Raw genomic sequence first — 23,839 nt, forward strand, 5'->3', positions numbered from 1 at the left:
CTTGCGCTTTTGTCGGCACCGGGGATCACAGCGCCATGACGGCAGAGTAGGATGCAAAACGTCGGAGAACACACCATGCCTGAGCTCGAATCCCTGCAAGTCTTTCAAGCCCTCAACCGCTCGCCCAACGCACGGCTGGAAGCCTGCGCCGAGCTCGGTGACGGTTTGTCCGCGGCGTTGTGGAGCAACCACCACGATGCCCAGGATTATCAGGCGCCCGGCCATCACACCTTGTCGTGCTACATCGGCGGCGGCACCGGCACCTTTCGCCGTGACCAGCCGGGCACCAAGGGCGGTCCCGACAAGCTGTGCATCCTGCCGGCCGAGCATCAATCCGCCTGGGTGATCAATGGCGAGATTCGCCTGGCCCATGTGTATTTCAGCCCCGAACAATTCGCCCTCGGCTGCATCACCCTGCTCGACCGCGAACCCCGTGAACTGCAACTGCGCGAAAGCACTTTTCTTGAAGACGCCAGCCAGGCCGCACGCTTTCACCAGTTGATCGCCCTCAACTGGCACGAGCCCGGCGAGCGCCTGCTGACCAGCAGCCTGGCCCATGAAATGCTCAGCCATACCCTGCTCAACCAGGTCGGCGCCCGCGAGGGGCTGCGCGTCAAAGGTGGGTTGGCCGCGCACCAGCGGCGGCGGATGGTGGAGTACATCGAGCATCACCTGCAAGACGCTATCAGCCTCGGCCAACTCGCCGATCTGTGCGCCCTGTCGGAATACCATTTCGCGCGCATGTTCCGGCAAAGCTTCGGCCTGCCGCCGCACCAGTACCTGCTGACGCGCCGGCTGGCCCGTGCGCAGAGTTTGTTGCGCAGCAGCGCCCTGGCCATAGGCGAAATTGCCTGGATGAGCGGTTTTTCCAGCGCCAGTCATTTCAACCAGCGTTTTCGCCAGGCCATGGGGGCCGCGCCGGGGGACTATCGTCAGGCGTTTCGCCGCTAGCCCATCAGGCCCAGGGTCTTGGCCTTGGCCACGGCCTGGGTGCGCCGCTCCACCCCCAGTTTGCTGTGGATACGCCGCGCGTGGGTCTTGACGGTGTGCAGCGAGATATACAAGCGATCGGCAATTTCCAGGTTGGAGTTGCCCAGCGCAATCAACTGCAGCACTTCCAATTCGCGCTGGCTCAGCGGGTTTTCCGTGACACCGACTGGCGAGGCTTGCGGTTCGAGCCCCAACTCGCTCAATAGCCCTGGCGCACGTAAACGCAACTCGCGAACCGCCTGCTGCACCTGACAACGCGCCGCCAATTCCAGCCCGGCCTGCAGCGCCAGTCGCGCCTGGGCCGGCTCGCCCAGCCGCCAGCTCACCTCCCCCAGCACCAGCTGCAGTTCGGTTTCAAGGCACAGCATGCCGCGTTGCCGGGTGCTCTCGAGCAAGGCGCTGAGCCGCTCCAGCGGGCGTTCGGCGCAGCCCAGCCTGACCTCGGCCAACACCAACAGGTACTCAAGACGCGGGATCAATTCCAGGGTGGCCGGCGGCGCCTGCTTGGCGCAGGGCCCTTGAAAGTGACGCAGCACGCGGCGCATCGCTTGCACGGTCAATTCGGCGCGCCCTTGCTGCAACCAGAAATGCCCGCTGATCAACAAAAGCACCGCGCGGTACACCACGACGGGGACGTGGCGCTGCTGCATCAGCCGTTCGGCGTCGCGCAGTTGGATAAACGCCTGGGCGTAGTCACCGCGATTGGCCGCCAGCAACGCCAGCCCGAGATACCCGTAAAGCACACGCTTGTCCTGGCTGTGCAGGCAAATATTCAAACCGGCCTCGAAACACTCGCTCGCCAGCGCGTCCTGCCCCTGGCGCAATGCCAGATGCCCGCGCCGCAGGGCGATCCGCCCCATCAGTGGCCCGGCCTGCAAGCGCTGCCCGACCAGCATCGCCTGCACGCTTTCCAACAGGCTTTGCGCCCGGTAAGGCGCGCCGCGTTGTTCCAGCAATTGGGCGTGATCCAGCTCAAGCAAGGCCTCCAGCACCAGCGAGCCGTGGGCACGGGCCAGGCACAGCGCTTCACGGTTCAGGGCTTGGGCAACGTCCAGCTCACCGCGCAGCATCGCTTGCTGGGTCAGGCCCGACAGGCACATCAGGCGCGAGGTCCAGGCGCTCTCGGGCAAGGCTTGCAGCGCCTCAAGAAAATGCTCCCGGGAATGCTCGGCATCGCCGCTCAAGTGCAGCAACCAGCCCACTTGCGCCTGCCAGCGCGCCACCAGATGGCGCTGCGCAGCTGCCGTCGGTCGCGGCGCGAAGCGGGCCAACTGGTCGATGCACAACGCCGCCTGCTCAAACCGCCCGGCGAATAGCAGCGCGGCCGTGACCAGCCCCACCAATTGCGCCGAGCCGAGCATCAGTTCATCGCCATGCTGCTCATGCAGGCGCAACAGCAGCAAGGCATTCTGTCCGCGGAACAAATCTTCGAAACTGAAGTGCTGCAGCAGGCTCACCGCCCCTTCATATTCCTGCGCCAGCAGCGCCTGCTCGAAGGCGGCCTGCCAGTCCTGCTCGGCGCTGAACCACTGGCAGGCGCGCCGGTGCCAGGCGCGCTTGGCCGCCCAGGGTTCTTCGCGCAGCACCCGTGAAAGCGGTGCAAAGATGTGCAGCCATTCGGTGCTGCCTTCCCAGGGCTGGATAAACGCACCGAGCGCTTGCAGCTCCCGCAGGTACCGTGCGCCGTCTCCAGAGCCGAACAGGTGTTCACACAGGCCCGTATTGAAACGCGGCAGATTGGCCAGCACCCGCCAGGCTTCCGCCAACTCCGCCGGCAAACTGCTGAAGACTTCGTGTTGCAGGTAATCGAGCACGGTTTTATCGGGATGGCCGTCGCTGAGCAACGCGATGCGCAGACCGGCGCACCACCCTGCGCTGAACTGCATGACGCTATCCACGCTCTGCCCCGGGCCGAGCAATGCCTGGGCTTCGGAAGTATTGAAGGCCAGTTCCGCGCTGCCACATTCCAACAGTTCGTCGTCAAGCAACAGTCGCGGCCAATTGCACGCCGGCCGCCGTCGCGCACCCAGCCACCAGGTCAGCGCCGGGCTGCTGGCGGTGAGCAAGCGGTCCAGCAAGGCATCCAGCTCGGGGGCGGGCAGGCGGCAGAAATCATCCAGGAACAACCAGACCGTGGGCTGCCAACGCTCCAGATCCAGCAATAACGTCGCTTCATCGATATAAGGCAGCCCCAGGCTGTGGGCCAGGCGCCGGGAGAAATCGTCAGGGCATGCAACCACACCATTGAGCGCCAGCCAGTAAACCTGACACCCGAGCGGCGCCTGCAAGGCGCACTCGGCGAGCAGCGCGCTCTTGCCACTGCCACCCGGCGCGCACAGCAACTTCACACGTGCCGGTGCTGCGAGCAAAGGCCCGGCAAGACGCGGGCGCAACACATGGTGAGCGGACAGCCGAGGCATGAATCCAGGACGGTCCAGGCAGCGTGTCATGGCGGTCATTGCTGCATCCTGCGTTTTTATTGTTGTGCAACCCTAGACCTGTGGTGGACGGTTGTTGAAGAAGTATTCAGCGGGGTGATTAAGGACCATGCACAAAACCCGATGTGTATATCACCCAATGTGGGAGGGGGCTTGCTCCCGATGAGCATAGGTATCTACACAACTTTGTAGCAGCCTACGGTAACCACGATGCGAAGCGAGCCGCTCTTGATCTTGCTCTTGATCTTAGGCGCCCCGTTAAACCACGCTGGCCGGAATTCGACAGTGATTTGGGGGGTAAACCGGCAGGGATGCCGGTTTAGCCGCCCCGCGCCATGGATGGCGCGTGGCGGCGGCCCCCCAAATCAATGTCGGATTACGGGCACACCGAGCCTAGGCGAGGTGCCGAGTGGTGGGGCAAGCGCCCTTTGGTTACTTTGGGGCTTTTCCAAAGTGACCCGCCGTAAGGGCGGAACCCTAAGCCGCCGTTACCGCAGCAACGGATATGTACTCGCCCTGATCCAACATCATGGTCGGCTTTTAGGCCGCCATCGGGGGCAAGCCCCCTCCCACATTGGAACGCGGAGCGTCAGTTATAGAGGCTTCGGCTGCTCAGCCGTCACAGGTTTAGGGCCGCGCGAAGTTGTGTAGATACCTATGGCCATCGGGGGCAAGCCCCCTCCCACATTTTGATTGCATTTCACATCAGCGCACGCCTTCGGACCTGAGCGCGGCTGGGGTGTAGTCGGCTGCCTTGGCCGCAAAGCCGAACACAAAGCTGCTCTTCTCCTCGTTCTTCATGCCCAAGGCGATGTAGCGCCCGGCGATCAGGTCGTACAGGGTTTCCACGGTGTAAGCCGGCACTTGGTGGTCGTAGTAGAACTGGGCGTGACCTTCGGCGACGCGCCACAGTTGGCCGCGACCGTCGTAGTGGTCCACCAGGGCGACCTGCCAGCTGTCTTCGTCGATGTACATGTGGCGCTTGGCGTAGATATGGCGCTCGCTCGGCTTGACGGTGCCGACCACTTCCCAGACGCGATGCAGCTCGTAGCGGGTGAGGTCCTGGTTGATATGCCCGGCCCTGATGATGTCGTCGTACTTGAGGCTCGGCGAATCAAGCTTGTAGCTGTTGTAAGGGATGTACAGTTCCTTCTTGCCCACCAGTTTCCAGTCATAGCGGTCGGGCGCGCCGGAGAACATGTCGAAGTTGTCGGTGGTGCGCAGGCCGTCGGAGGCGGTGCCCGGCCCGTCATAGGAAACCTGCGGCGCCCGTCGCACGCGGCGCTGGCCGGCGTTGTAGATCCAGGCCAGGCGTGGCTCCTTCACCTGGTCGAGGGTTTCGTGCACCAACAGCACGTTGCCGGCCAGCCGTGCGGGCGCCGTGACCGATTGCTTGAAGTAGCTGAGTACGTTGGCTGCCTTGGCCTGATCGATATCGGGAATGGCCTGGGGCACCGCGACTTCCTCTTCGAAGCGGATCGGCGTGTAGCTGCCATTGGTCTGCGGCGTGGCCTGGGTGATGATGCGGCGCAGGTTGCCGCCGTGGTAACGGGTGATGTGATTCCACAGCACCTCCACGCCGTTCTTCGGAATCGGGAACGCGTAGTAACGGTTACCGGTGAAGTTCTCCAGGCCGTTGCCGTCGTTGATTGCCTTGACGTTCAGGGCGCTGCGCTTGATCGATTCGTAGATATCGGCCGGCAGGTTGACCGTACGGTGGCTCGGATACACCGGGATCTTGTAGGTTTCGGGGTAGCGCTTGAACATCGCCACCTGGCCGTCGGAGAGCTTGTCCTTGTACTTGTCGACCGTGGCGGCGGTGATCACAAACAGCGGTTTTTCACTGGCGAACGGGTCGGCGAGAAAGCCCTTGCTGTCCACCGCGCCGGCGTTTTTCGGGATGCCGCCGGTCCAGGCCGGAATCGAGCCATCGGCATTGCCGGCTTTTTCCGCGCCCACCGGGGTCAGTGTGGTGCCGAGTTTGGCGGCTTCTTCCGGCGATACCGCGGCCATCACGTGGGCGGCCAACAGACTCAGGGCCAACACTGCAATTGTCTTACGCATAGGTTCTTGTCCTTCTTTAAGCCAAATCAGAAGTTCACGCCGAAGCTGAGGGCGAGGAAGTCACGGTCGGTCAGGGTGTTGTAGTCGCCGCAAAAAAAGTCGGTGTAGCTGAGGCTGGCGGTGTAGGTGCTGCGGTAGTCCGCATCCACGCCAACGCTGATGGCCTTGGCGCCTTTGTTGAACACACCGTTGGGGCCGTAGCCGGCGACGTCATGCGACCAGGACAGGTTGGGCTTGAGATTGACCCCGGCAATGGCGTTGTTGTAGTCGAGGATCGCCCGCGCGCGGTAGCCCCAGGAGGTGGAGGTGACGAAGCCGTCGGTGTCCCCTTCGAAACCGTAGGCGCCGTACACCGAGTCGCGGCCATAACGCAGCTTGGTTTTGTCTTCCAGGCCCGCGACGTGCACCACGGCCGCCTCCCCCACCAGCGTCAGGCGTTCGGCGCCCAGCACCTGGTCGAAGAACTGGGTCATGGTGCTTTGGATCTGGGTGATTTCCTTGCGGCGGTAGCCTTTGTTGTCGGCGCCAAACGAGCTGCGGATCGGCGACGCGGTATTGCCGGCGATGGGATTGACCAGCGCCAGGGTCAGGTCGGTGGTGTTGAGTTGCACCGGGGCATTGGGCCGGTAACTGATCTCCCCGGTCCACGCCGTGCCTGTGGGCAAGGTGGTGGAGAAGCTGGCACCGAACAGACGGATATCTTCTGGGTAGTCCAGGTAGTACTGGCCACGACCGAGCATGGTGCTCTGGGCCAGGGCCGAACCGAAGCCCGGCGGGGCGGCGGCACCAATGGCGCCGATGGTCGCCAGGTTGGTATTGGCGGTGATCGTGCCCACGGTCGGCGTGCGGCTGTGGTAATTCATGAAGTACAGGCCGTATTCGGTGTCGTCGCCCAGCCAGCGCAAAGCCGCGCCGAACTGGCCGGAGTCACGCGCATCACGGTCGGCGGCGCGCTGCACCACCACACCTTCGCGGGTGACTGAAAAGCCTTGGCCGCGTGCCGCTGCAATCGGTTGCAGCGGTGCAATCGCGGGGTTACCCACCGTGTAATTACCGGTGCAGCCATCTGCCGCCACGTCACCACCGAAGAACGTGCCGCAGTTGTCCAGCACGGTCTGGTCCCATTCCAGCTGGTAGAAACCTTCCACGGTCAGTTGGTTGGTCAGGCTCTGGGAAGCAAACAGCATGTTTACCGGGATCAAGCCTTCCTTGATCTCGGCCCCCGGACGACGGAACGCCGACACGTCGATCGGGTTGATGCTGTTGATGGAGTTACCGATGAAGGTACTTTCGCCCCAACTGACCACCTGCTTGCCGGCGCGCACGGTGCCAGGCAGGTCGCCCAGGGAATAGTTGTGATAGACGAAGGCGTCGAGGATCTGCGCACCGCTGGATTTGGCGCCCTCCTTGCGGTTGTGGTCGCTGATCTGCTTGAACTCGCGGTCTTCGTCCTTGAGTTCGAAGTCGTACCAGTACTTGCCACGTACGAACACACCGGTGTCGCCGTATTTCAGCTCAAGGTCGTGCAGGCCCTTGAAGATTTTCGAGAAGGTCTCGCCTTTCTTGAAGTTGAGGCGCCCGTCATCGCCGGTGGACGCCTGGCCCGTGCCGCCGTTGACGGTGCCGACCAGGCTCTTGTCGGCGTCGCGCATGCCCCAGCTTGCACCGACCGACAGCGAGGAATCGAATTGCCCTTCGATCTCGCCAATGTTGAACGAAACAGCCTGAGCCTGGGCGCAGCAGCCCAACGCAACCGCAGCGGCCAGCGCCTCTGGCATGAAGATGGCGCGCATTGTTGTTTTTGTCATGCGTCTTCCCCGGTGAGTGACAGAAGGCCCCACCCTACTGCTGCCCATGGGGAGCGATAAGCGCACCAAGGAGGTATTCGTGTTGTCGCTCGAAAGGATGACAAGCCGCGCCGGGCAAGGGTGTAGCGCGCGTCATGGATTGGATGGATGAAGCGCTATCAGAAGCATCGATGCCGTGCCGGACATTGTTGTGATTTTGGTAACAGTCCTTGTCCTGAAGCGCTATTACTCATTCTGTTACAAGCGTCTATTCTTACCTCGCTTTCAGGGCAAACGGCCCGCTCCCAGATTCGGGAGAAAAGCCTGAATTCTACGGATTGTTCCTATATTCAATCTGTTACCAGTGTTCACTGACGTTGATTTATCGCTCCTTGATCCAACGTCTTACTTCGGCCGCTGCCTGTGCAGCGGCCTTTTTTATGCCTGCAATAAAAACGGGGCGCCATTGACGCCCCGCAGGATTCACTATTTTTATGGCAACGATCAGAGGCTGAACTTCTGCAAGTTAGCCATCATCTCCTTCAATGCCTCAATCGTGTCCTTGGGGTGCGCCGCGCCTTCGAAGTCGCAGATCTGCTGCCAGTGCGCCGCCACGTCATCCGGCGAAAAGCCCGCCTCGGGATCAAAGCCCACACCCAGGCTGCGCTCCCAACGGGTCTTGCCGATCCAGCCGCCACCCACCTCAAACAAACCCGAGGTTTCCTGACAGGCTTCGCTGCCCAGGTACACCACGAGCGGGCTGATCAGTTCCGGCTTGAGGCGCTCGAACACCTGCGGCGGGATCAACCCTTCGGTCATGCGCGTGGCGCCGGTGGGGGCAATCGCGTTGACCAGGATGTTGTTCTTGCGGCCTTCCAGCGCCAGGGTGCGGGTCAGGCCATACAGGCCGAGCTTGGCCATGCCGTAGTTGGACTGGCCGAAGTTGCCGTAGATGCCCGAGGTGGACGCGGTGAAGATCACCCGGCCATACGCCTGCTCACGCAGATGCGGCCAGGCGGCGCGCGTGACTTTGTAGGCGCCTTCGACGTGCACCCGGTAAACCAGGTCCCAGTCGCTGTCCTCCATCTTGTGGAAGGTCTTGTCGCGCAGGATACCGGCGTTGTTCACCACCACGTCGATACGACCGAATGCATCCAGCGCGTTCTGCACGATTTTGTCGCCGTCGGTGACGGAGTCATGGTTGGCGTGCGCAATGCCACCCGCTTCGCGGATTTCGGCGACCACCCGGTCAGCCGCCGAGGCATTGGCGCCCTCGCCCTGGGTCGAGCCACCGAGATCGTTGACCAGCACTTTGGCGCCGTGCCGAGCGAACAGCAGCGCATGGGCCCGGCCCAATCCACCGCCGGCACCGGTGACGATCACGACCTTATCCTGCAACTGCACTGACTGACTCATACCCAACTCCTCTGGCAACGATGGCAATGGGCAGAGTGTCGGGCACAGGGCCTTTGGTCACAATAACTACGGCCGACCCTGAATAGTGCTCGATAAGGCAGCGGGATGATGCCGTGCGCTCAGGAACAGGCCGCACGCACCGACTGCTGGCCAATGCGCTCACGAAACGCCTGGTAGTGCGTGAGCACCTGCACCGGCGCCTCGATCTGTGGGTAATGGCCGATGTTGGCCAGCAATATCGCGTCGGCATGCGGTACGAGCTGTTGATAGCGCTCCACCATATGCGCGCCGGAAATGGGGTCGACTTCACCGTCGATGACGCGCAACGGCACCTCGTCGCGTTGCATTGCCGCCACCCAGCGGTCACGCAGGCGCCGACGCTGGGGGATGTAATTGATCAGTTTGTGCAGGATGCGCGGGCCGTCGTTGTGTTCAAGCAGGCTCCAGAAATCATCCAGGGCGCTCTCACTGGGCCGTGTCTGGGGACCGAATATCTGGTTGAAACTGTTGGCCAGGCCGCTTCGTCCAGTGGCGCGGCCGATCATCCAGCCCAAGGGGCTGAGCAATAACTTCTGCACCAGGGTGGCGCGATGGGTTTCGGGAAACAGCCCACCGTTGAGGAACACGCAACTGGCCATGTGGAACCGGCCTTCGTAATGCCGGGCCAGCAGTTCCTGGGCAACGCTGTCGCCGTAGTCGTGGGCCAATACGTGCACAGGCTGCATCACCCCCAGGTGTTCAAGCAGCGCCTGTTGCAGGTCCGCTTGCTCCAGCAGGCAATAACCGTGGTCCAGTGGTTTGGCCGAGTCGCCAAAACCGAGCATGTCGCAGGCGATCACCAGATTGCGCTGGGCCAAGGGTTGCCACAGGTAATGCCAATCCCAACTGGCCGTAGGAAAGCCATGAATCAGCAGCAGCGGCTCGCCCTGCCCGGCCACCCAGTAACGAATGGAGCGGCCGCGAAAGACGAAATCCTGGCCACGTGTGCGCCAGGCGCTGAGCGGTATTTCGGCAAGTGGCATCAGCTTTTATACCCGGGGTTCTGGTGATCCAATTTGCGCAGCAGCGCCGGCCAGGCCAGCGCACCCCCCATACCTTGGGCGCTTTTTGTGACAGCGGCCACCATCGCCTTGGCGCCAGCCAGCACCTGCGGCTCGATGGCGATCAACTCGGCAGCGCCGTTCTGCGCCAGCACCTGGATGTCACAGGCACGCTGGAAAGTGAACATCATCAGAAAGGTGTCGGCAATGGTCGCGCCGCACGTCAGCAGGCCGTGGTTGTGCAGCATCAGAAAGTTGTTCTCGCCCAGGTCCGCCTGCAGGCGCGCCTTCTCGTCGTGGTTCAGGGCGACGCCTTCATAGGCGTGATAGGCCAGGCTGGACAGTACAAACAGCGACTGCTGGCTGATCGGCAATACGCCCTGCTTTTGCGCCGACACGGCGACACCGGCAGCCGTGTGGGTGTGCAGCACGCAGGTCACGTCGTGGCGCACTTCGTGGATGGCGCTGTGGATGGTGTAGCCCGCAGGGTTGATCTCGTAAGGGCTGTCCATGCGCTTGTTACCGGCCTGGTCCACCTTGACTAGGCTCGAGGCGGTGATCTCGTGGAACATCAGCCCATACGGATTGATCAGGAAATCATCGGTGCCCGGCACCTTGGCCGAAATATGCGTGAAGATCAGGTCATCCCAGCCATGCATCGCCACCAGCCGATAGCAGGCCGCCAGGTCGACACGGGCTTGCCATTCGGCGGCACTGACCTGCTCTTGGACATTCTGTGACGAGAGAACGGGGGCTAAACTCACGATGATGACCTCCTTGGCGCACTTATTCTTGTTGTGTAAGTGAGTGGCCAGTCTAGTCAGACGCCCTGGCTTGCGGAGTTGCCTTCGCAGCCAGCTTGATGACTGAGCGAGTCAGCCAAGAGAATAGTACAAATAGGTGTCAGAGAAGCGCCGTCAATAAAAACACGCAGGACGGCGCCTCGCAGGCGGTCAAGGCTTGAGTGCGGTGGTCAACTCGGCCAGCCACGGCTCGGCGTCGGCCTCCGGGGTCACGCTTTCGCTCGCGTCCAGGCGCAGCATCGGCAGCACTTCACGCACGCCCAGTTCGCTGAACAGTTCGCGCATCTGCTCGCCGCCGCCACAGAAGGTATCGCCGTAGCTGGCGTCACCCAAGCCGATGACGGCGCCCGGCAAGCCGCGCCAGGCGGCGGGCAGTTGGTCACGCATGCTTGAATACAGCGGTTGCAGGTTGTCGGGCAACTCGCCCATGCCGGTGGTGGAGGTAACTGCCAGGAACGCCTCGGGGGCGAAGGCCTGCACGTCCGCCAGCGTGGCTCGCGGGTTGTGCCAGGCTTGAAACCCTGCGTCTTTCAGGATTTTTTCGGCGTGCCGAGCGACTTCTTCGGCCGTGCCGTAGACCGAGCCGGAAAGGATGGCGACTTTCATCAATCTGATCCTGTAGTTGAGCGAAAGCGTGGGATATTAGCAGCTGGTGCAGATTTTTCAGCGCGCGCCGTGCAACATTCAAGACGTGTCATAAACTTGAGACCTCAACAACAAGCCATGGACCGCTCAATGATCAACGCCAACCTGATGCAAATGGTCATCAACGCCTCCAATGACGGGATTGTCGTTGCCGAACGAGAAGGCGCGGACAAACCGCTGATCTACGTCAACCCGGCCTTCGAACGCCTGACCGGTTATACCCTGGATGAAATTCTGTACCAGGATTGTCGCTTCCTGCAGTCGGGAGACCGTGACCAGCCGGCCCTGATGGCGATTCGGGACGCACTCGACAACGGCGGCGCGTGCCGGGAAACCCTGCGCAACTACCGCAAGGACGGCACGCATTTCTGGAACGAGCTCTCATTGTCATCGGTGTACAACGTGGCCGACCGGCAGACGTATTTTGTCGGTGTGCAAAAAGACGTCACCACCCAGGTAAAAGCCCAGCAACGCGTCGCTCAACTGGAAGCTCAGGTGGCGGAGCTCAAGGCTGAGTTGGCTGCGCTCAAAGCGACAGGTGGAATTAACAAGCTGTAAAAATTGCGGTCTTTAGAGCAATAATGGCCTTTTAATGCCCGACCCTTGAGCCCTATCAATGCAACGCGATGCCCTCTTGACGCAGGACGAGCTGGATTTCATCCAGAACATGCAGCATAACCCGCAGCTCAACCTGCGGGATGCTGGCTCGAGCCTGACGGTGAATGGCGGTGCGCAGATTCGCGATTTGCTCACTCGACTGGCCGCTCACGACCAAGTCACCATCCAGGCGCAGTTCGACAACCAGCAGCTCACCTTCCCCCTGCACCTGGTGGAGGATGAGTTTCATGCGGTACATCTTCGCCTGGGCGTGCCGAGTATCTATGAAGACGGGCCGATGATCCGCCCATGGCGCCTGGCCCTTGAAACCCCGGTTGCCCTGGAGAACGTCAAGGGCTACGCCAGCGCACTGTGGGTGCACCAAGTGTCATTCAAGGGCGTATTGGTCGAAGGGCGTGGCCGGGCCAGACCGCCAAAAACCTTTTCCTTGTGGTTCAGCCCGTCCGGCTACGAGCGCATTGCGCTGCGCGGCACACTGGAGCGGGAAACCGCCCGTGGATTGTTCGCGTACCGCTTGAATCAGAGTGACGCGGATGAGATCGAGCGCCTGCGCCAATTCATCCTGCACCAGCATCGTCTGGTGCATCCGCAGGTACATGCCTGAGTCAGGTATCCAGACCGCCACTGAGAAACTGCTGCAAGCGGCGCTGCATCTGACGCCCTTCGCTGCCCAGGCAGCCGATGGACGTGCTGTCCAGATCGGTGTGCAACAGGTCTGACGCAGCGCCTGCCAGAAGCAGCGGGCAATCCAGGGTCAGCGCCAGGCGGTTCAACCGCATAGCCATGTCGTGCTTGTGCAGGTGATTGGAGAAAATGATCAGTGCCTGGGGGCGGATTTTTTCGCAGACCAGGGTCAACTCGTCGACCGGCTGGCCCAAGCCCAACACTTTCACGGTCAAGTCTTCCCGGCTCATCAACAGCGCCGCCACCAATAGCTCCAACCTGTGGGACTCTCCAGGCATGGCGGTCAGTAGAACGCGCGGGGCGGTCGAGGCGCTCGCCGCTTGCAGGCGCAGGACCGTCTGTACACACAGAAAAGCGTCGTAAAACAGCCACTCGCTGGCCTGACCGAAACGGCCCTGACGGCGCAGCAAGTCGTTCCACAGCGGCATCAGAATGTCTTGAAACGCAACGCTTAGGGGGTAGGTAGCGAAAATCTGGCCGTACACGCTCTCCAACTGGCGATCATCGAATGCACTGATGGCCTGCATCAGCCGAGTCCGCCACTGCGGCCATTCGTTGTCTTCAACAGCGCCGCGCTCGGCACGAATCGCTTCGAGCTGTTGATCGTCACGCGCCAGAATCTTGCCAACCTTGCTCACCGCTACACCGCGCTCAGTCCATCCAATAATACGATTGACGGTCTCGATATCGGCCATGGAGTAGAGACGGTGCCCGCTTTCGGTGCGCACGGGCTGGATCAGCCCGTAGCGCCGCTCCCAGGCACGCAAGGTGACCGGGTTGACGCCTGTCAATCTCGAGACTTCCCGAATGGGAAACAGCTGAGCTGAATCCGTTGGAGTTAGTGGCGAGATGCTATCGATTGGAGCAGTAATCACAGGCATTGGTGACCAAATGTGCAGCGCAAAATGAACCTCATTTAACGCATTTCGATTTATCTATTTCAAGACCCGTGCTTATCGGACCAATGTCTCTGGCGTATTTCGGCAAAAGAGGAATAATCCTTGCCTGTTTTTCAGAGGGCGGCCTTACCCGGCCCCCTCTTAGTGCGCCACCTACCCGGTTCAGCGCACCCGTCTAATTGGAGATACACAATGTCTACCTCACCCGTCACCTTGATGGTCGCGCGCCGCGTGGCCAAGGGTCGCTACGAAGAACTGATGGCTTGGCTGCGTGAAGGCGAGCAATTGGCCACCGACTTCCCCGGTTACCTGGGTTCCGGGGTGCTGGCACCACCGCCCCATGATGATGAATTCCAGATCATCTTCCGCTTCGCCGATGAAAAAACCCTGCATACCTGGGAGTTTTCCGCCTCGCGCAGTGCCTGGCTGAGCCGTGGCAGCGAGCTGTTCGCCGACCCGTCCGAACATCGGGTGAGCGGCATCGATGGCTGGTTCGGCGCTGTGGGCGCCCGTCCGCCGCGCTGGAAACAGGCAGTGGCGATCTGGTTGGCGTTTTTCCCGGTGTCGCTGCTGTTCAACTTCGGCCTGGCACCCTTGCTCGGCGAACTCGACCTGTTCAGCCGGGTACTGGTCAGCACCTTGGCGCTCACACCGCTGATGGTCTACTTCTTCATTCCGCTGTCGACCCACCTGCTGGCGAACTGGCTGCATCCCACGCCACCGCGCAAGGCCAGCGAAGCGGCTGCTTGAGTACAGGGCAGACTCGTCGCTGGTATAGTTTGCACCTACCCGCGACGCGAGTTTCCCATGACTGCAACCAACGCCCCGATCCTGATCACCGGAGCCGGCCAGCGTGTCGGCCTGCATTGCGCCGAACGCCTGTTGGACGACGGGCATTCAGTGATATTCAGCTACCGCAGTGAACGTGCGGGTGTGCAACGGCTGCGCGAGCGCGGTGCGGTCGGCGTGTTTGCCGACTTCTCCAGCGAAGCAGGAATTTTGGCGTTCATCGATGAGCTCAAGGCACGCACCGACTCGCTGCGCGCTATCATCCACAACGCCTCGGCGTGGATCGCAGAAACGCCTGACGACGAAAGCCACGCCTTTACCGACATGTTCAGCGTGCACATGCTTGCGCCGTACCTGATCAACCGGCATTGTTCACCCTTGCTGCAACGCTCGACACCAGCCGACATCGTGCACATCAGCGACGACGTGGTGCGCAAGGGCAGCCGTCAGCACATCGCCTATTGCGCCACCAAGGCCGGGCTCGACAGCCTCACGCTGTCGTTTGCCGCGCAGTTCGCGCCGTTGATCAAGGTCAACGGCATTGCGCCGGCCATGGTGATGTTCAACGAGGACGACGACGCGGCTTACCGCGCCAAAGTCCTGGCCAAGTCGGCCCTGGGCATCGAACCCGGGCCGGAGGTGATCTACCAGAGCGTGCGTTACCTGCTGGACAACCCCTATGTCACCGGGACCACCCTGACCGTCAACGGCGGGCGGCATATCAAATAAGCCGTTTTTGAGGATGTTGTATGACTTTGTCCCTGCCCCACCATTACCGCGAAATCCTCAAGGGCCTGGGTGAAGATCCTGAGCGCGAGGGCCTGCTCGACACGCCCAAGCGCGCCGCCAAGGCGATGCAATACCTGTGTCATGGCTACGAGCAGAACCTGGAAGAAATCGTCAACGGCGCACTGTTCGCCTCCGACAATGACGAGATGGTGATCCTCCAAGACATCGAGCTGTACTCGCTGTGCGAGCATCACTTGCTGCCCTTTATCGGCAAGGCCCATGTGGCCTATATTCCGACCGGCAAGGTGCTGGGCCTGTCGAAGCTGGCGCGCATCGTCGACATGTACGCCAGGCGTCTGCAGATCCAGGAAAACCTCACGCGGCAAATCGCTGACGCGATCCAGCAGGTCACCCAGGCCGCCGGCGTGGCGGTGGTGATCGAAGCCAGGCACATGTGCATGATGATGCGCGGTGTGGAAAAACAGAACTCAACCATGAACACCTCGGTGATGCTCGGCGCGTTCCGCGAGTCGAACACCACGCGCATGGAGTTCCTGCAATTGATTGGACGGAGCAAGTAGCAATGCCACAACTTCAACCAGGCATGGCGCGCATCCGGGTCAAGGACCTGTGCCTGCGCACCTTTATCGGCATCAACGAGGACGAAATCCTCAACAAGCAGGATGTGCTGATCAACCTGACCATCCTGTATGCCGCCCAGGAAGCCGTGCGCGATAATGACATCGACCATGCCTTGAACTACCGCACCATCACCAAGGCGATCATTGCGCACGTAGAAGGCAATCGATTTGCCTTGCTCGAGCGCCTGACCCAGGAGCTGCTGGACCTGGTGATGAGCAACGAATCGGTGCTGTACGCCGAAGTCGAAGTGGACAAGCCCCACGCGCTGCGCTTTGCCGAGTCGGTTTCGATTACGTTAGCTGCAAGCCGTTCGCTGCAAGCTTCAAGCTAAAAGCCACACGCATTCCAACTTGCAGCTTGAAGCTTACCCGCTTGAAGCTATCTTCGGAGAGATTCCATGAACGACCAACAACGCCTCGAACTCGAAGCCGCCGCCTTTCGCCGGCTGGTAGCCCACCTGGACAGCCGCAAGGATGTGCAGAACATCGACCTGATGAATCTGTCCGGCTTCTGCCGCAACTGCCTGTCCAAGTGGTACAAGGCCGAGGCCGATGAGCGCCAGATCGAGCTGAGCCTCGATGACGCCCGTGAAGTGGTGTACGGCATGCCGTACGCCGAGTGGAAAGCTCAATACCAGAAAGAAGCCAGCGCCGACCAGCAAGCGGCGTTTGCCAAAGGAAAACCCATGACTGACCTGAACACCCTGCGCGCCAGCCTCACCAGCGGCCAACACGCATTTGCCGATACCTTGGCCTTCGTCGCAGCCGGTTACGACTACCAGCCGCAAGCCTTCACCAACGGCGACGTCGAAAACGCTGCCGGCCAGAACGAAGGCTCGTGCAAGACCTTGGGGTTGGCGCTGTTGGAAGGCTTGAGCGATCAGGAAGCGTTGCTGGCGTTCGGTGAGCATTACCGCTCGGTGGTGGCGACGCCTGAAGGCAGCGACCATGGCAATATCCGTGCGCTGATCAAACACGGCCTGGCCGGCGTGACATTCACCGCCCAACCCCTGACCCGCAAATCCTGAGTCAAACACAAATCAAAATGTGGGAGGGGGCTTGCCCCCGATTGCGGTGGTTCAGTACCAATGTACTGACTGACACACCGCTATCGGGGGCAAGCCCCCTCCCACATTTGTTTTGCAGCGTTGCTTAGAATGTAGCGTTCTGCAGACCATCGAGGTAACGCTCGGCGTCCAGGGCCGCCATGCAACCGGCGCCGGCCGAGGTGATGGCCTGGCGGTAGACGTGGTCAGCCACGTCACCGGCAGCGAAGATGCCTTCGATGTTGGTAGCGGTGGCATTGCCTTCACGGCCGCCCTGCACCACCAGGTAACCATCTTTGGCTTCCAGCACACCCTCGAACAGCGAAGTGTTCGGCGTGTGGCCGATGGCGATGAATACGCCGTCGACTTTCAGCTCGTCGAAGCTGCCGTCGTTGTTCTTCAGGCGGGCACCGGTTACGCCCATGTTGTCACCCAGTACTTCGTCCAGCGTGGCGTTGAGCTTGAGGATGATCTTGCCTTCAGCGACACGGGCGTGCAGCTTGTCGATCAGGATCTTCTCGGCACGGAAGGTTTCGCGGCGGTGCACCAGGGTCACGGTGCTGGCGATGTTGGCCAGGTACAGCGCTTCTTCCACAGCGGTGTTGCCGCCACCGACCACAGCCACTGGCTTGTTGCGATAGAAGAAACCGTCGCAGGTCGCGCAGGCGGAAACACCCTTGCCCATGAACGCCTCTTCCGATGGCAGGCCCAGGTAACGGGCGCTGGCGCCGGTGGCGATGATCAGCGCGTCACAGGTGTACACACCGCTGTCGCCGGTCAGGCTGTAAGGCTTCTTGGAGAAATCGACCTTGTTGATGTGGTCGAACACAATCTCGGTTTCAAAGCGTTCGGCGTGTTCTTTCATACGCTCCATGAGCACCGGGCCGGTCAGGCCGTGGACATCGCCCGGCCAGTTGTCGACTTCAGTGGTGGTGGTCAACTGACCGCCCGCCTGCATGCCGGTGATCAGCAGCGGCTTGAGGTTGGCCCGGGCAGCGTAGACGGCAGCGCTGTAACCGGCAGGGCCGGAACCGAGAATAATCACTCGCGAATGACGGGTATCAGACATGACTCACTCCTATCGACCGCCCGCACAACAGGACGGCTGGAATAAAAAAGGACCGCGAAGCACTTGGGGAAGGCTTGAACTCGCGGATCCTGAAAATGATGGGTGCAGCGTATAGAGGGGGGCAAGATTAAGGAAATACGCAATAACAATCCAGCTCATAGGTGGTCTCTATGCAGTCGACCGGTTTGATCGACCTTCTCGCTCACTTAGGTGTTACTGCTGATGTCGCCACTTTCACCGTCACGGCAAAGCCGGTAAGGTCGGCGCGTTCGCCCTTCTGCTCGGAGTCTTCCATGCCTGCCCCCGTTCTTTCCGGCCCGCAATACCTGCGCGAAGGCCTCAAACTGGTGTTGAGCCCCGGCCTGCGCCTGTTCGTGCTGCTGCCACTGGCGATCAACCTGGTGCTGTTTTTCGGTTTGATCTACTTTGCCGGCCATCAATTCAGCCTGTGGGTCGACCACCTGATGCCCACGCTGCCCAGTTGGCTGAGCTTCTTGAATTACCTGCTGTGGCCGTTATTCGTGGTGCTGGTGGTGCTGATGGTGTTTTTCACCTTTACGATGCTCGCCAATATCATCGCGGCGCCGTTCAACGGTTTTCTCGCGGAGAAAGTCGAGGTCGTGGTGCGCGGCACCGACGACTTCCCACCGTTCAGTTGGGGCGAACTGATAGCGATGGTCCCGCGCACGCTGGCCCGGGAAATGCGCAAGCTGGGTTATTTCCTGCCACGGGCCATCGGCCTGTTCATCCTGTCGTTCATTCCAGTGGTCAACCTGATCGCCGCGCCATTGTGGTTGTTGTTCGGCGTGTGGATGATGGCAATCCAGTACATCGACTACCCGGCCGACAACCACAAGCTGGGCTGGAACGAAATGCTCGCCTGGCTGCGCCAGAAGCGCTGGCAGAGCATGAGCTTTGGCGGGATCGTCTACCTGGTGCTGCTGGTGCCGGTGGTCAATTTGCTGATGATGCCGGCGGCGGTCGCCGGGGCCACGCTGTTCTGGGTGCGCGAGCAAGGGGCGGAGGCGATGGCGGGGCAACAGGTGGCCCGGTCATAAATCCATCATCCCAGTGACACAATGAAGACATGGCCCGCAGCGACACTGTGGGTCATGACGACAGCTTCGCTCCACATCACCCTGATCACCGAAACCTTCCCGCCGGAAATCAACGGGGTGGCCAATACCCTTGGCCGCCTGTGCGACGGTCTGCGCGCACGCGGCCACCAGATCGAACTGGTGCGCCCACGCCAAGGTGTCGACCAGAGCCGACCGAGTGACGATGAGTTGCTGCTGTGCCGGGGCTGGCCGTTGCCGGGGTATCCGGGGCTGCAATGGGGTCAGTCGTCGATGCAAAAACTGCTGCGGCGCTGGACCCGTTCGCGTCCGGATGTCTTGTATATCGCCACCGAAGGGCCATTGGGTCTGTCGGCGTTACGCGCGGCGCGGCGCTTGGGAATCAGCGTGGTCAGCGGCTTTCACACCAACTTTCAACAGTATTCGAACCAGTACGGCTTGAGTCTGTTAAGTCGCCTGGTCACCCATTACCTGCGCTGGTTTCATAACCGGTCGACGTTGACGCTGGTGCCCAGCGCGAGCCAACGCCTGGAGCTGGAGCGCCGGCACTTCGAGCGTCTCGGGATGCTGTCGCGGGGCGTCGATAGCCAACTGTTCCACCCGGCGAAACGCGACGACGCCCTGCGCGAAAGCTGGGGCTTGGAGAGCGACGATCTTGTGGTGCTGCACGTTGGACGCCTCGCCCAAGAGAAAAACCTCGGGCTGCTCAAACGCTGTTTCGATACGTTGCAGAGCACCTACCCATCGCGACGGCTCAAGCTGGTCATTGTCGGCGATGGCCCGCAGCGCAGCCTGTTGCAGCGCGATTTGCCCGACGCGATATTCTGCGGCGCCCAGCGCGGTGAAGCGCTGGCGCGGCATTACGCTTGCGGCGATCTGTTCTTGTTTCCCAGCCTGACCGAGACGTTTGGCAATGTGGTGCTGGAAGCCATGGCTTCCGGGCTGGGTGTGGTGGCCTACGACCAGGCGGCCGCCACCCAGCATATTCGCCACGGCTACAACGGTGTGCTGGCGATGCCAGGGGATGAGAATGCATTTTGCGATGCGGCCGTGTGGCTGCTGGAAGAGCGCGAGACGCTGCGCCGAGCGCGCTTGAATGCCCGGCAACACGCCAGTCGTCAAGGGTGGCCGGCGATTATCGAGCAATTCGAGCGCCAGCTACGAGGAGCCTGCGGGGAACCGCTAGTGAGCCCTTCACGGACTTGTGTGCGTTGAAGGCCCCTCGTAAATAGGTTTAGAGGGCATGACAGGTTGGGTAAGGATTACCTGATATTTAAAAGGGGAACGCCCCTGCGGCGAATTGCCAATCATTGATACCTGCCACTTTGGGCAGGCCCTTCACTCAATGGAGATACTGAAACATGTCAACTTATGGAATGGGCGTGCGCCACGGCGTCAACCTGTCTACGGCAGAGTGGACACGCCAGCAACAGATACTGGATAAGTCCAGGGCCGAGCCCCCCACCTACGACCAGTCTGCACGTAAGGACGGACACAAGACCGATCACAGCCGAGAGCTGAGGAAGGGATTGGAGTACTGACGTTACAGACCGGCTCCCCGCGACGTTCACGGGGAGCACCGCCCTTTACACCAGGCTCGTCAACGCCTCGCGACTGAACGGCAGGATGTCGGACTCACGCCCTTCACGCACCTTCACCGCCCAATCCGGATCCACCAGCAACGCACGGCCCACGGCCACCAGATCGAACTCGTCGTTATTCAAGCGCTCCAGCAGCTTTTCCAGGCTCGCCGGCTGCGCGACTTTGTCGGTGTTGACCATGAACTGCAAGAATTCGCCATCCAGGCCGACGCTGCCCACCGTGATCGTCGGCTTACCGGTAAGCTGGCGAGTCCAGCCGGCCAGGTTGAGGTCGGAACCTTCGAATTCCGGCTCCCAGAACCGGCGCGTGGAGCAGTGGAAAATATCCACACCGGCGTCGGACAGCGGCTTGAGGAATTCGCCCAACGCCTCGGGGGTTTGCACCAGGCGCGCGGTGTAGTCCTGCTGCTTCCACTGGGAAAAACGCAGGATGATCGGAAAGTCCGGGCCGACTGCAGCGCGAGTGGCCTGGATCAGTTCGATGGCGAAACGTGAGCGGTTGGCCAGGCTGCCGCCGTACTCGTCGGTGCGCTGGTTGCTGCCCTCCCAGAAGAACTGATCCACCAGGTAGCCGTGGGCGCCGTGGATCTCCACACCGTCCATGCCGATGCTTTGAGCATCTTTGGCCGCTTGGGCGAACGCGTTGATCACGTCCTTGATGTCCTGGGTGGTCATGCCGTGGACGACCACATGGCCATCTTTGAGCTTTTCTATCGGGCCATAGGCCGGCACGCTGGCGTCCGGTTCGGTACCGAGACGGCGCACACTGCCCACATGCCACAGCTGCGGAACAATCTTGCCGCCTTCGGCGTGGACCGCGTCGACCACTTTCTTCCAGCCGGCCAATGCCGCTTCGCCATAAAAATGCGGAACGTTGGGGTAGCCGTTGGAAGCTTGATGGCCAACCACAGTGCCCTCGGTGATGATCAGCCCGACGCCGGCGGCGGCGCGACGGCGGTAGTACTCAATCACTTTGGAGTTGGGTACGCCACCCGGTGAGAACGAGCGCGTCATGGGCGCCATGACCACGCGGGTCGACAGCTGCAGTGCACCGAGCTGGAATGGTTTGAATAACGCTTGAACAGGCATGGGAGCACTCCACATCAGACGGATTTATGACGTGGATAATATGGGCGCCCCGGCTTGCTGGATAGCACTATTGATCTGGGTGATTAAGGCGATAAAAGCCACCGAATACCTGTAGGAACAAGCTTGCTCGCGAAGAGCCTGGGGACGCCGCGTATATCCAGAGTACACGCGTTATCGTTGGCGATTTTCGCGAGCAAGCTCGCTCCTACAGGGCACAGGATTAGCTCAGGGCTTTTTCGATGGCCTGGATGATCAAAGGATCGTCCGGCGGGGTACGTGGCGAAAAGCGCGCCAACACGCGACCGTCCTTGCCGAGCAGGAATTTTTCGAAGTTCCAGGTGATATCCCCGGGAAATTCGGCGCCCTCGCCCGCCAGCAGGCGGTATAGCTGGTGACGGTCCGGCCCGTTCACCTCAAGCTTGCTGCCCAGCGGAAAGGTCACGCCGTAGTTCAGGCTGCAGAACTCGCTGATCTCCTGCTCGGTGCCCGGCTCCTGGCCCGCAAACTGGTTGCATGGCAGGCCCAGCACGGTAAAACCCTGGCCTTTATATTGCTGATAGAGGTTTTCCAGCGCCGCGTATTGCGGGGTCAGGCCGCATTTGGAGGCCACGTTGACCACCAGCACCACTTGCCCCTTGTAAGGGGCCAGCGGCAGCTCTTGCCCGTCCAGCGCTTTGAGTTTCAGGTCGTGGAAAGCACTCATGACAAACTCCAGATATCCCATGTTCTTCGCATTGCAGCGGTTCGAGATTACAGACCACAAGCTTTCAATCATAGATGCCGATTGAAAAACTCGCCCGCCGGTTATTGCGCTGTTGGCCAGGGCAAAATCGGAATCGCCGTCACTGCGTTCTGTGGGCTGCCTTCGATCAGGCGGTCGCTGTAGACCAGGTACACCAGCGTATTACGCTTCTTGTCGAGGAAACGTACCACCTGCATGGTCTTGAATACCAAGGAAGTGCGCTCCTTGAACACTTCGTCGCCGTCCTTGAGTTCGCCCTTGAAGTGGATCGGGCCAACCTGGCGGCAGGCAATCGAAGCCTCGGCGCGATCTTCGGCCAGGCCCAGGCCGCCTTTCACGCCGCCGGTCTTGGCGCGCGACAGGTAACACGTCACGCCGTCGACCTTGGGGTCATCGAAGGCTTCGACCACGATCCGGTCGTTGGGGCCGACAAACTTGAACACTGTCGAGACCTGGCCGATCTCTTCGGCCGAGGCCAGCAGTGGCATGGCCAGTAGCAGGCCGAGCAATCCCTTCATGATGCGCATCGTGTATTCCTTTGGTTAAACCAGGATCAGGTTGTCGCGGTGAACCAGTTCCGGTTCGGCCATATAACCCAATAGACCGACAATCGCGTCAGACGACTGCCCGATGATTTTCTGCGCCTCAAGGGCACTGTAGTTGGCCAGACCGCGAGCGATCTCACGACCATCCGGTGCCACGCACACCACCATTTCGCCACGGCGGAAGCTGCCTTGCACCAACTTGACGCCCACCGGCAGCAAGCTCTTATTGCCCTGGGACAACGCCGACACAGCACCCGCGTCGAGCACCAGAGTGCCACGGGTTTGCAGGTGCCCGGCCAGCCACTGCTTGCGCGCCGCCAGCATACCGCGCTCCGGCGACAACAGCGTGCCGATGCGCTCTCCGGCCTTGAGACGGTCCAACACGCGCTCCAGGCGCCCGCCGACGATGATGGTATGGGCACCCGAACGCGCAGCCAGGCGAGCGGCGCGCAGCTTGGTCTGCATGCCGCCACGACCCAATGCACCACCGACGCTGCCGGCCACGGCGTCCAGCGCCGGGTCATCAGCACGGGCTTCGTAGATCAACTGGGCGTCGGGGTTGTTGCGCGGGTCGGCGTCGAACATGCCGTCGCGATCGGTGAGGATCACCAGCAGGTCGGCTTCCACCAGGTTGGCCACCAGCGCGGCAAGGGTGTCGTTGTCGCCGAAACGGATTTCGTCGGTGACCACGGTATCGTTCTCGTTGATCACCGGGATGACCTTGAGCTCCACCAGTGCGCGCAGGGTGCTGCGGGCGTTGAGGTAGCGCTTGCGGTCGGACAGGTCGTCGTGGGTCAGCAGGATCTGCGCCGTGTGGCGGCCGTGCTCGGCAAAGCTCGATTCCCAGGCTTGCACCAGGCCCATCTGGCCGATGGCGGCGGCGGCTTGCAGTTCGTGCATCGCGCTGGGTCGCGCGGTCCAGCCGAGGCGGCTCATTCCGGCAGCCACTGCCCCGGACGAGACCAGCACCAACTCGACACCGGCCTCATGCAAGGCCACCATCTGCTCGACCCAGACGCTCATGGCTGCGCGATCCAGACCCTTGCCATCCGCCGTCAGCAATGCGCTGCCGATCTTTACGACCCAGCGCTGCGCGCCTGTCACTTTGCTCCGCATCATCTTCAACCT

General features: G+C 61.3%; 24 protein-coding genes and 1 pseudogene. 12 read left to right on the forward strand and 13 right to left on the reverse strand.

Annotation, left to right across the window (positions count from 1 at the left end):
- The first annotated feature begins 75 nt into the window (after nt 1-75).
- Nucleotides 76-951 (forward strand): helix-turn-helix domain-containing protein, encoded by an 876-nt coding sequence (locus tag QF045_RS25680; protein ID WP_306494566.1) that lies wholly within the window; start codon nt 76-78, stop codon nt 949-951.
- Here QF045_RS25680 and QF045_RS25685 read toward each other — a convergent pair.
- From QF045_RS25685 to QF045_RS25715, 7 genes are all read right to left on the reverse strand, one after another.
- Nucleotides 948-3,449 carry a LuxR C-terminal-related transcriptional regulator gene (locus tag QF045_RS25685; protein WP_306494567.1) on the reverse strand — a complete coding sequence of 834 codons (2,502 nt, stop codon included), beginning with the start codon at nt 3,447-3,449 and terminating at the stop codon, nt 948-950. The two genes, QF045_RS25680 and QF045_RS25685, sit on opposite strands and share 4 nt — an antisense overlap.
- A gap of 684 nt (nt 3,450-4,133) precedes the next feature.
- On the reverse strand, nt 4,134-5,492 hold the full coding sequence (locus QF045_RS25690) for a DUF1329 domain-containing protein (protein ID WP_306494568.1): 1,359 nt from the start codon (nt 5,490-5,492) through the stop codon (nt 4,134-4,136).
- 26 nt (nt 5,493-5,518) lie between these two features.
- Nucleotides 5,519-7,300, reverse strand: a complete 1,782-nt coding sequence (locus QF045_RS25695; protein ID WP_306494569.1) for a DUF1302 domain-containing protein — start codon at nt 7,298-7,300, stop codon at nt 5,519-5,521.
- A gap of 483 nt (nt 7,301-7,783) precedes the next feature.
- Complete coding sequence (locus tag QF045_RS25700; RefSeq protein WP_306494570.1) at nt 7,784-8,695, reverse strand: SDR family oxidoreductase; 912 nt, start codon at nt 8,693-8,695, stop codon at nt 7,784-7,786.
- 119 nt (nt 8,696-8,814) lie between these two features.
- A complete protein-coding gene (locus tag QF045_RS25705) occupies nt 8,815-9,717 on the reverse strand; it encodes an alpha/beta fold hydrolase (protein ID WP_306494571.1) in 903 nt (300 codons plus the stop codon).
- On the reverse strand, nt 9,717-10,499 hold the full coding sequence (locus tag QF045_RS25710; RefSeq protein ID WP_306494572.1) for a class II aldolase/adducin family protein: 783 nt from the start codon (nt 10,497-10,499) through the stop codon (nt 9,717-9,719). The genes QF045_RS25705 and QF045_RS25710 overlap by 1 nt, the downstream gene beginning before the upstream one ends.
- Nucleotides 10,500-10,688: 189 nt before the next feature.
- Nucleotides 10,689-11,144 (reverse strand): flavodoxin, encoded by a 456-nt coding sequence (locus tag QF045_RS25715; RefSeq protein ID WP_306494573.1) that lies wholly within the window; start codon nt 11,142-11,144, stop codon nt 10,689-10,691.
- A gap of 129 nt (nt 11,145-11,273) precedes the next feature.
- Here QF045_RS25715 and QF045_RS25720 point away from each other — a divergent pair, with 129 nt between their 5' ends.
- Both QF045_RS25720 and QF045_RS25725 read left to right on the forward strand, forming a co-directional pair.
- A complete protein-coding gene (locus QF045_RS25720; protein WP_306494574.1) occupies nt 11,274-11,741 on the forward strand; it encodes a PAS domain S-box protein in 468 nt (155 codons plus the stop codon).
- Between the two features lie 58 nt (nt 11,742-11,799).
- A complete protein-coding gene (locus QF045_RS25725) occupies nt 11,800-12,405 on the forward strand; it encodes a hypothetical protein (protein WP_306494575.1) in 606 nt (201 codons plus the stop codon).
- Nucleotide 12,406: 1 nt separating this feature from the next.
- Here QF045_RS25725 and QF045_RS25730 read toward each other — a convergent pair whose 3' ends face one another.
- On the reverse strand, nt 12,407-13,366 hold the full coding sequence (locus QF045_RS25730; RefSeq protein WP_306494576.1) for a MerR family transcriptional regulator: 960 nt from the start codon (nt 13,364-13,366) through the stop codon (nt 12,407-12,409).
- A 210-nt stretch (nt 13,367-13,576) separates the two neighbouring features.
- Between QF045_RS25730 and QF045_RS25735 the strand changes: the two genes are divergently transcribed.
- The 6 genes and pseudogenes from QF045_RS25735 (at nt 13,577) to QF045_RS25760 (ending at nt 16,571) form a co-directional block, all read left to right on the forward strand.
- Entirely contained in the window at nt 13,577-14,134 is a 558-nt protein-coding gene (locus QF045_RS25735) for an antibiotic biosynthesis monooxygenase (protein WP_306494577.1), read from the forward strand.
- Between the two features lie 57 nt (nt 14,135-14,191).
- Nucleotides 14,192-14,902 carry a dihydromonapterin reductase gene (folM, locus tag QF045_RS25740; protein ID WP_306494578.1) on the forward strand — a complete coding sequence of 237 codons (711 nt, stop codon included), beginning with the start codon at nt 14,192-14,194 and terminating at the stop codon, nt 14,900-14,902.
- 20 nt (nt 14,903-14,922) lie between these two features.
- Complete coding sequence (gene folE, locus QF045_RS25745; protein WP_306494579.1) at nt 14,923-15,483, forward strand: GTP cyclohydrolase I FolE; 561 nt, start codon at nt 14,923-14,925, stop codon at nt 15,481-15,483.
- A gap of 2 nt (nt 15,484-15,485) precedes the next feature.
- Entirely contained in the window at nt 15,486-15,875 is a 390-nt protein-coding gene (gene folX / locus QF045_RS25750) for a dihydroneopterin triphosphate 2'-epimerase (protein ID WP_306494580.1), read from the forward strand.
- Nucleotides 15,876-15,941: 66 nt separating this feature from the next.
- A pseudogene (locus QF045_RS25755) lies at nt 15,942-16,226 on the forward strand (DUF1244 domain-containing protein); the annotation flags it as partial.
- A gap of 3 nt (nt 16,227-16,229) precedes the next feature.
- Nucleotides 16,230-16,571: a HopJ type III effector protein gene (locus QF045_RS25760; RefSeq protein WP_306494960.1), complete on the forward strand. Its 342-nt coding sequence runs from the start codon at nt 16,230-16,232 to the stop codon at nt 16,569-16,571.
- Nucleotides 16,572-16,695: 124 nt separating this feature from the next.
- On the opposite strand, the gene trxB is transcribed toward QF045_RS25760, so the two are convergent.
- Nucleotides 16,696-17,658: a thioredoxin-disulfide reductase gene (gene trxB, locus QF045_RS25765; RefSeq protein WP_057013125.1), complete on the reverse strand. Its 963-nt coding sequence runs from the start codon at nt 17,656-17,658 to the stop codon at nt 16,696-16,698.
- A gap of 293 nt (nt 17,659-17,951) precedes the next feature.
- Between trxB and cysZ the strand changes: the two genes are divergently transcribed.
- The 3 genes from cysZ (at nt 17,952) to QF045_RS25780 (ending at nt 20,275) form a co-directional block, all read left to right on the forward strand.
- Nucleotides 17,952-18,716, forward strand: a complete 765-nt coding sequence (cysZ, locus tag QF045_RS25770; protein WP_306494581.1) for a sulfate transporter CysZ — start codon at nt 17,952-17,954, stop codon at nt 18,714-18,716.
- Nucleotides 18,717-18,770: 54 nt separating this feature from the next.
- Nucleotides 18,771-19,949: a glycosyltransferase family 1 protein gene (locus QF045_RS25775; RefSeq protein ID WP_306494582.1), complete on the forward strand. Its 1,179-nt coding sequence runs from the start codon at nt 18,771-18,773 to the stop codon at nt 19,947-19,949.
- A gap of 146 nt (nt 19,950-20,095) precedes the next feature.
- Complete coding sequence (locus QF045_RS25780; protein WP_306494583.1) at nt 20,096-20,275, forward strand: hypothetical protein; 180 nt, start codon at nt 20,096-20,098, stop codon at nt 20,273-20,275.
- A 45-nt stretch (nt 20,276-20,320) separates the two neighbouring features.
- On the opposite strand, the gene QF045_RS25785 is transcribed toward QF045_RS25780, so the two are convergent.
- The 4 genes from QF045_RS25785 to proB form a co-directional block, all read right to left on the reverse strand.
- Nucleotides 20,321-21,424, reverse strand: a complete 1,104-nt coding sequence (locus QF045_RS25785; RefSeq protein WP_306494584.1) for an NADH:flavin oxidoreductase — start codon at nt 21,422-21,424, stop codon at nt 20,321-20,323.
- Between the two features lie 220 nt (nt 21,425-21,644).
- Nucleotides 21,645-22,127: a glutathione peroxidase gene (locus QF045_RS25790; RefSeq protein WP_306494585.1), complete on the reverse strand. Its 483-nt coding sequence runs from the start codon at nt 22,125-22,127 to the stop codon at nt 21,645-21,647.
- A 101-nt stretch (nt 22,128-22,228) separates the two neighbouring features.
- Nucleotides 22,229-22,693 carry a CreA family protein gene (locus tag QF045_RS25795; protein ID WP_124388169.1) on the reverse strand — a complete coding sequence of 155 codons (465 nt, stop codon included), beginning with the start codon at nt 22,691-22,693 and terminating at the stop codon, nt 22,229-22,231.
- A gap of 15 nt (nt 22,694-22,708) precedes the next feature.
- Nucleotides 22,709-23,827: a glutamate 5-kinase gene (gene proB / locus QF045_RS25800; protein ID WP_057013120.1), complete on the reverse strand. Its 1,119-nt coding sequence runs from the start codon at nt 23,825-23,827 to the stop codon at nt 22,709-22,711.
- Nucleotides 23,828-23,839: the final 12 nt, after the last annotated feature.

The organism is Pseudomonas sp. W4I3 (genome assembly GCF_030816195.1).
Classification (GTDB): domain Bacteria; phylum Pseudomonadota; class Gammaproteobacteria; order Pseudomonadales; family Pseudomonadaceae; genus Aquipseudomonas.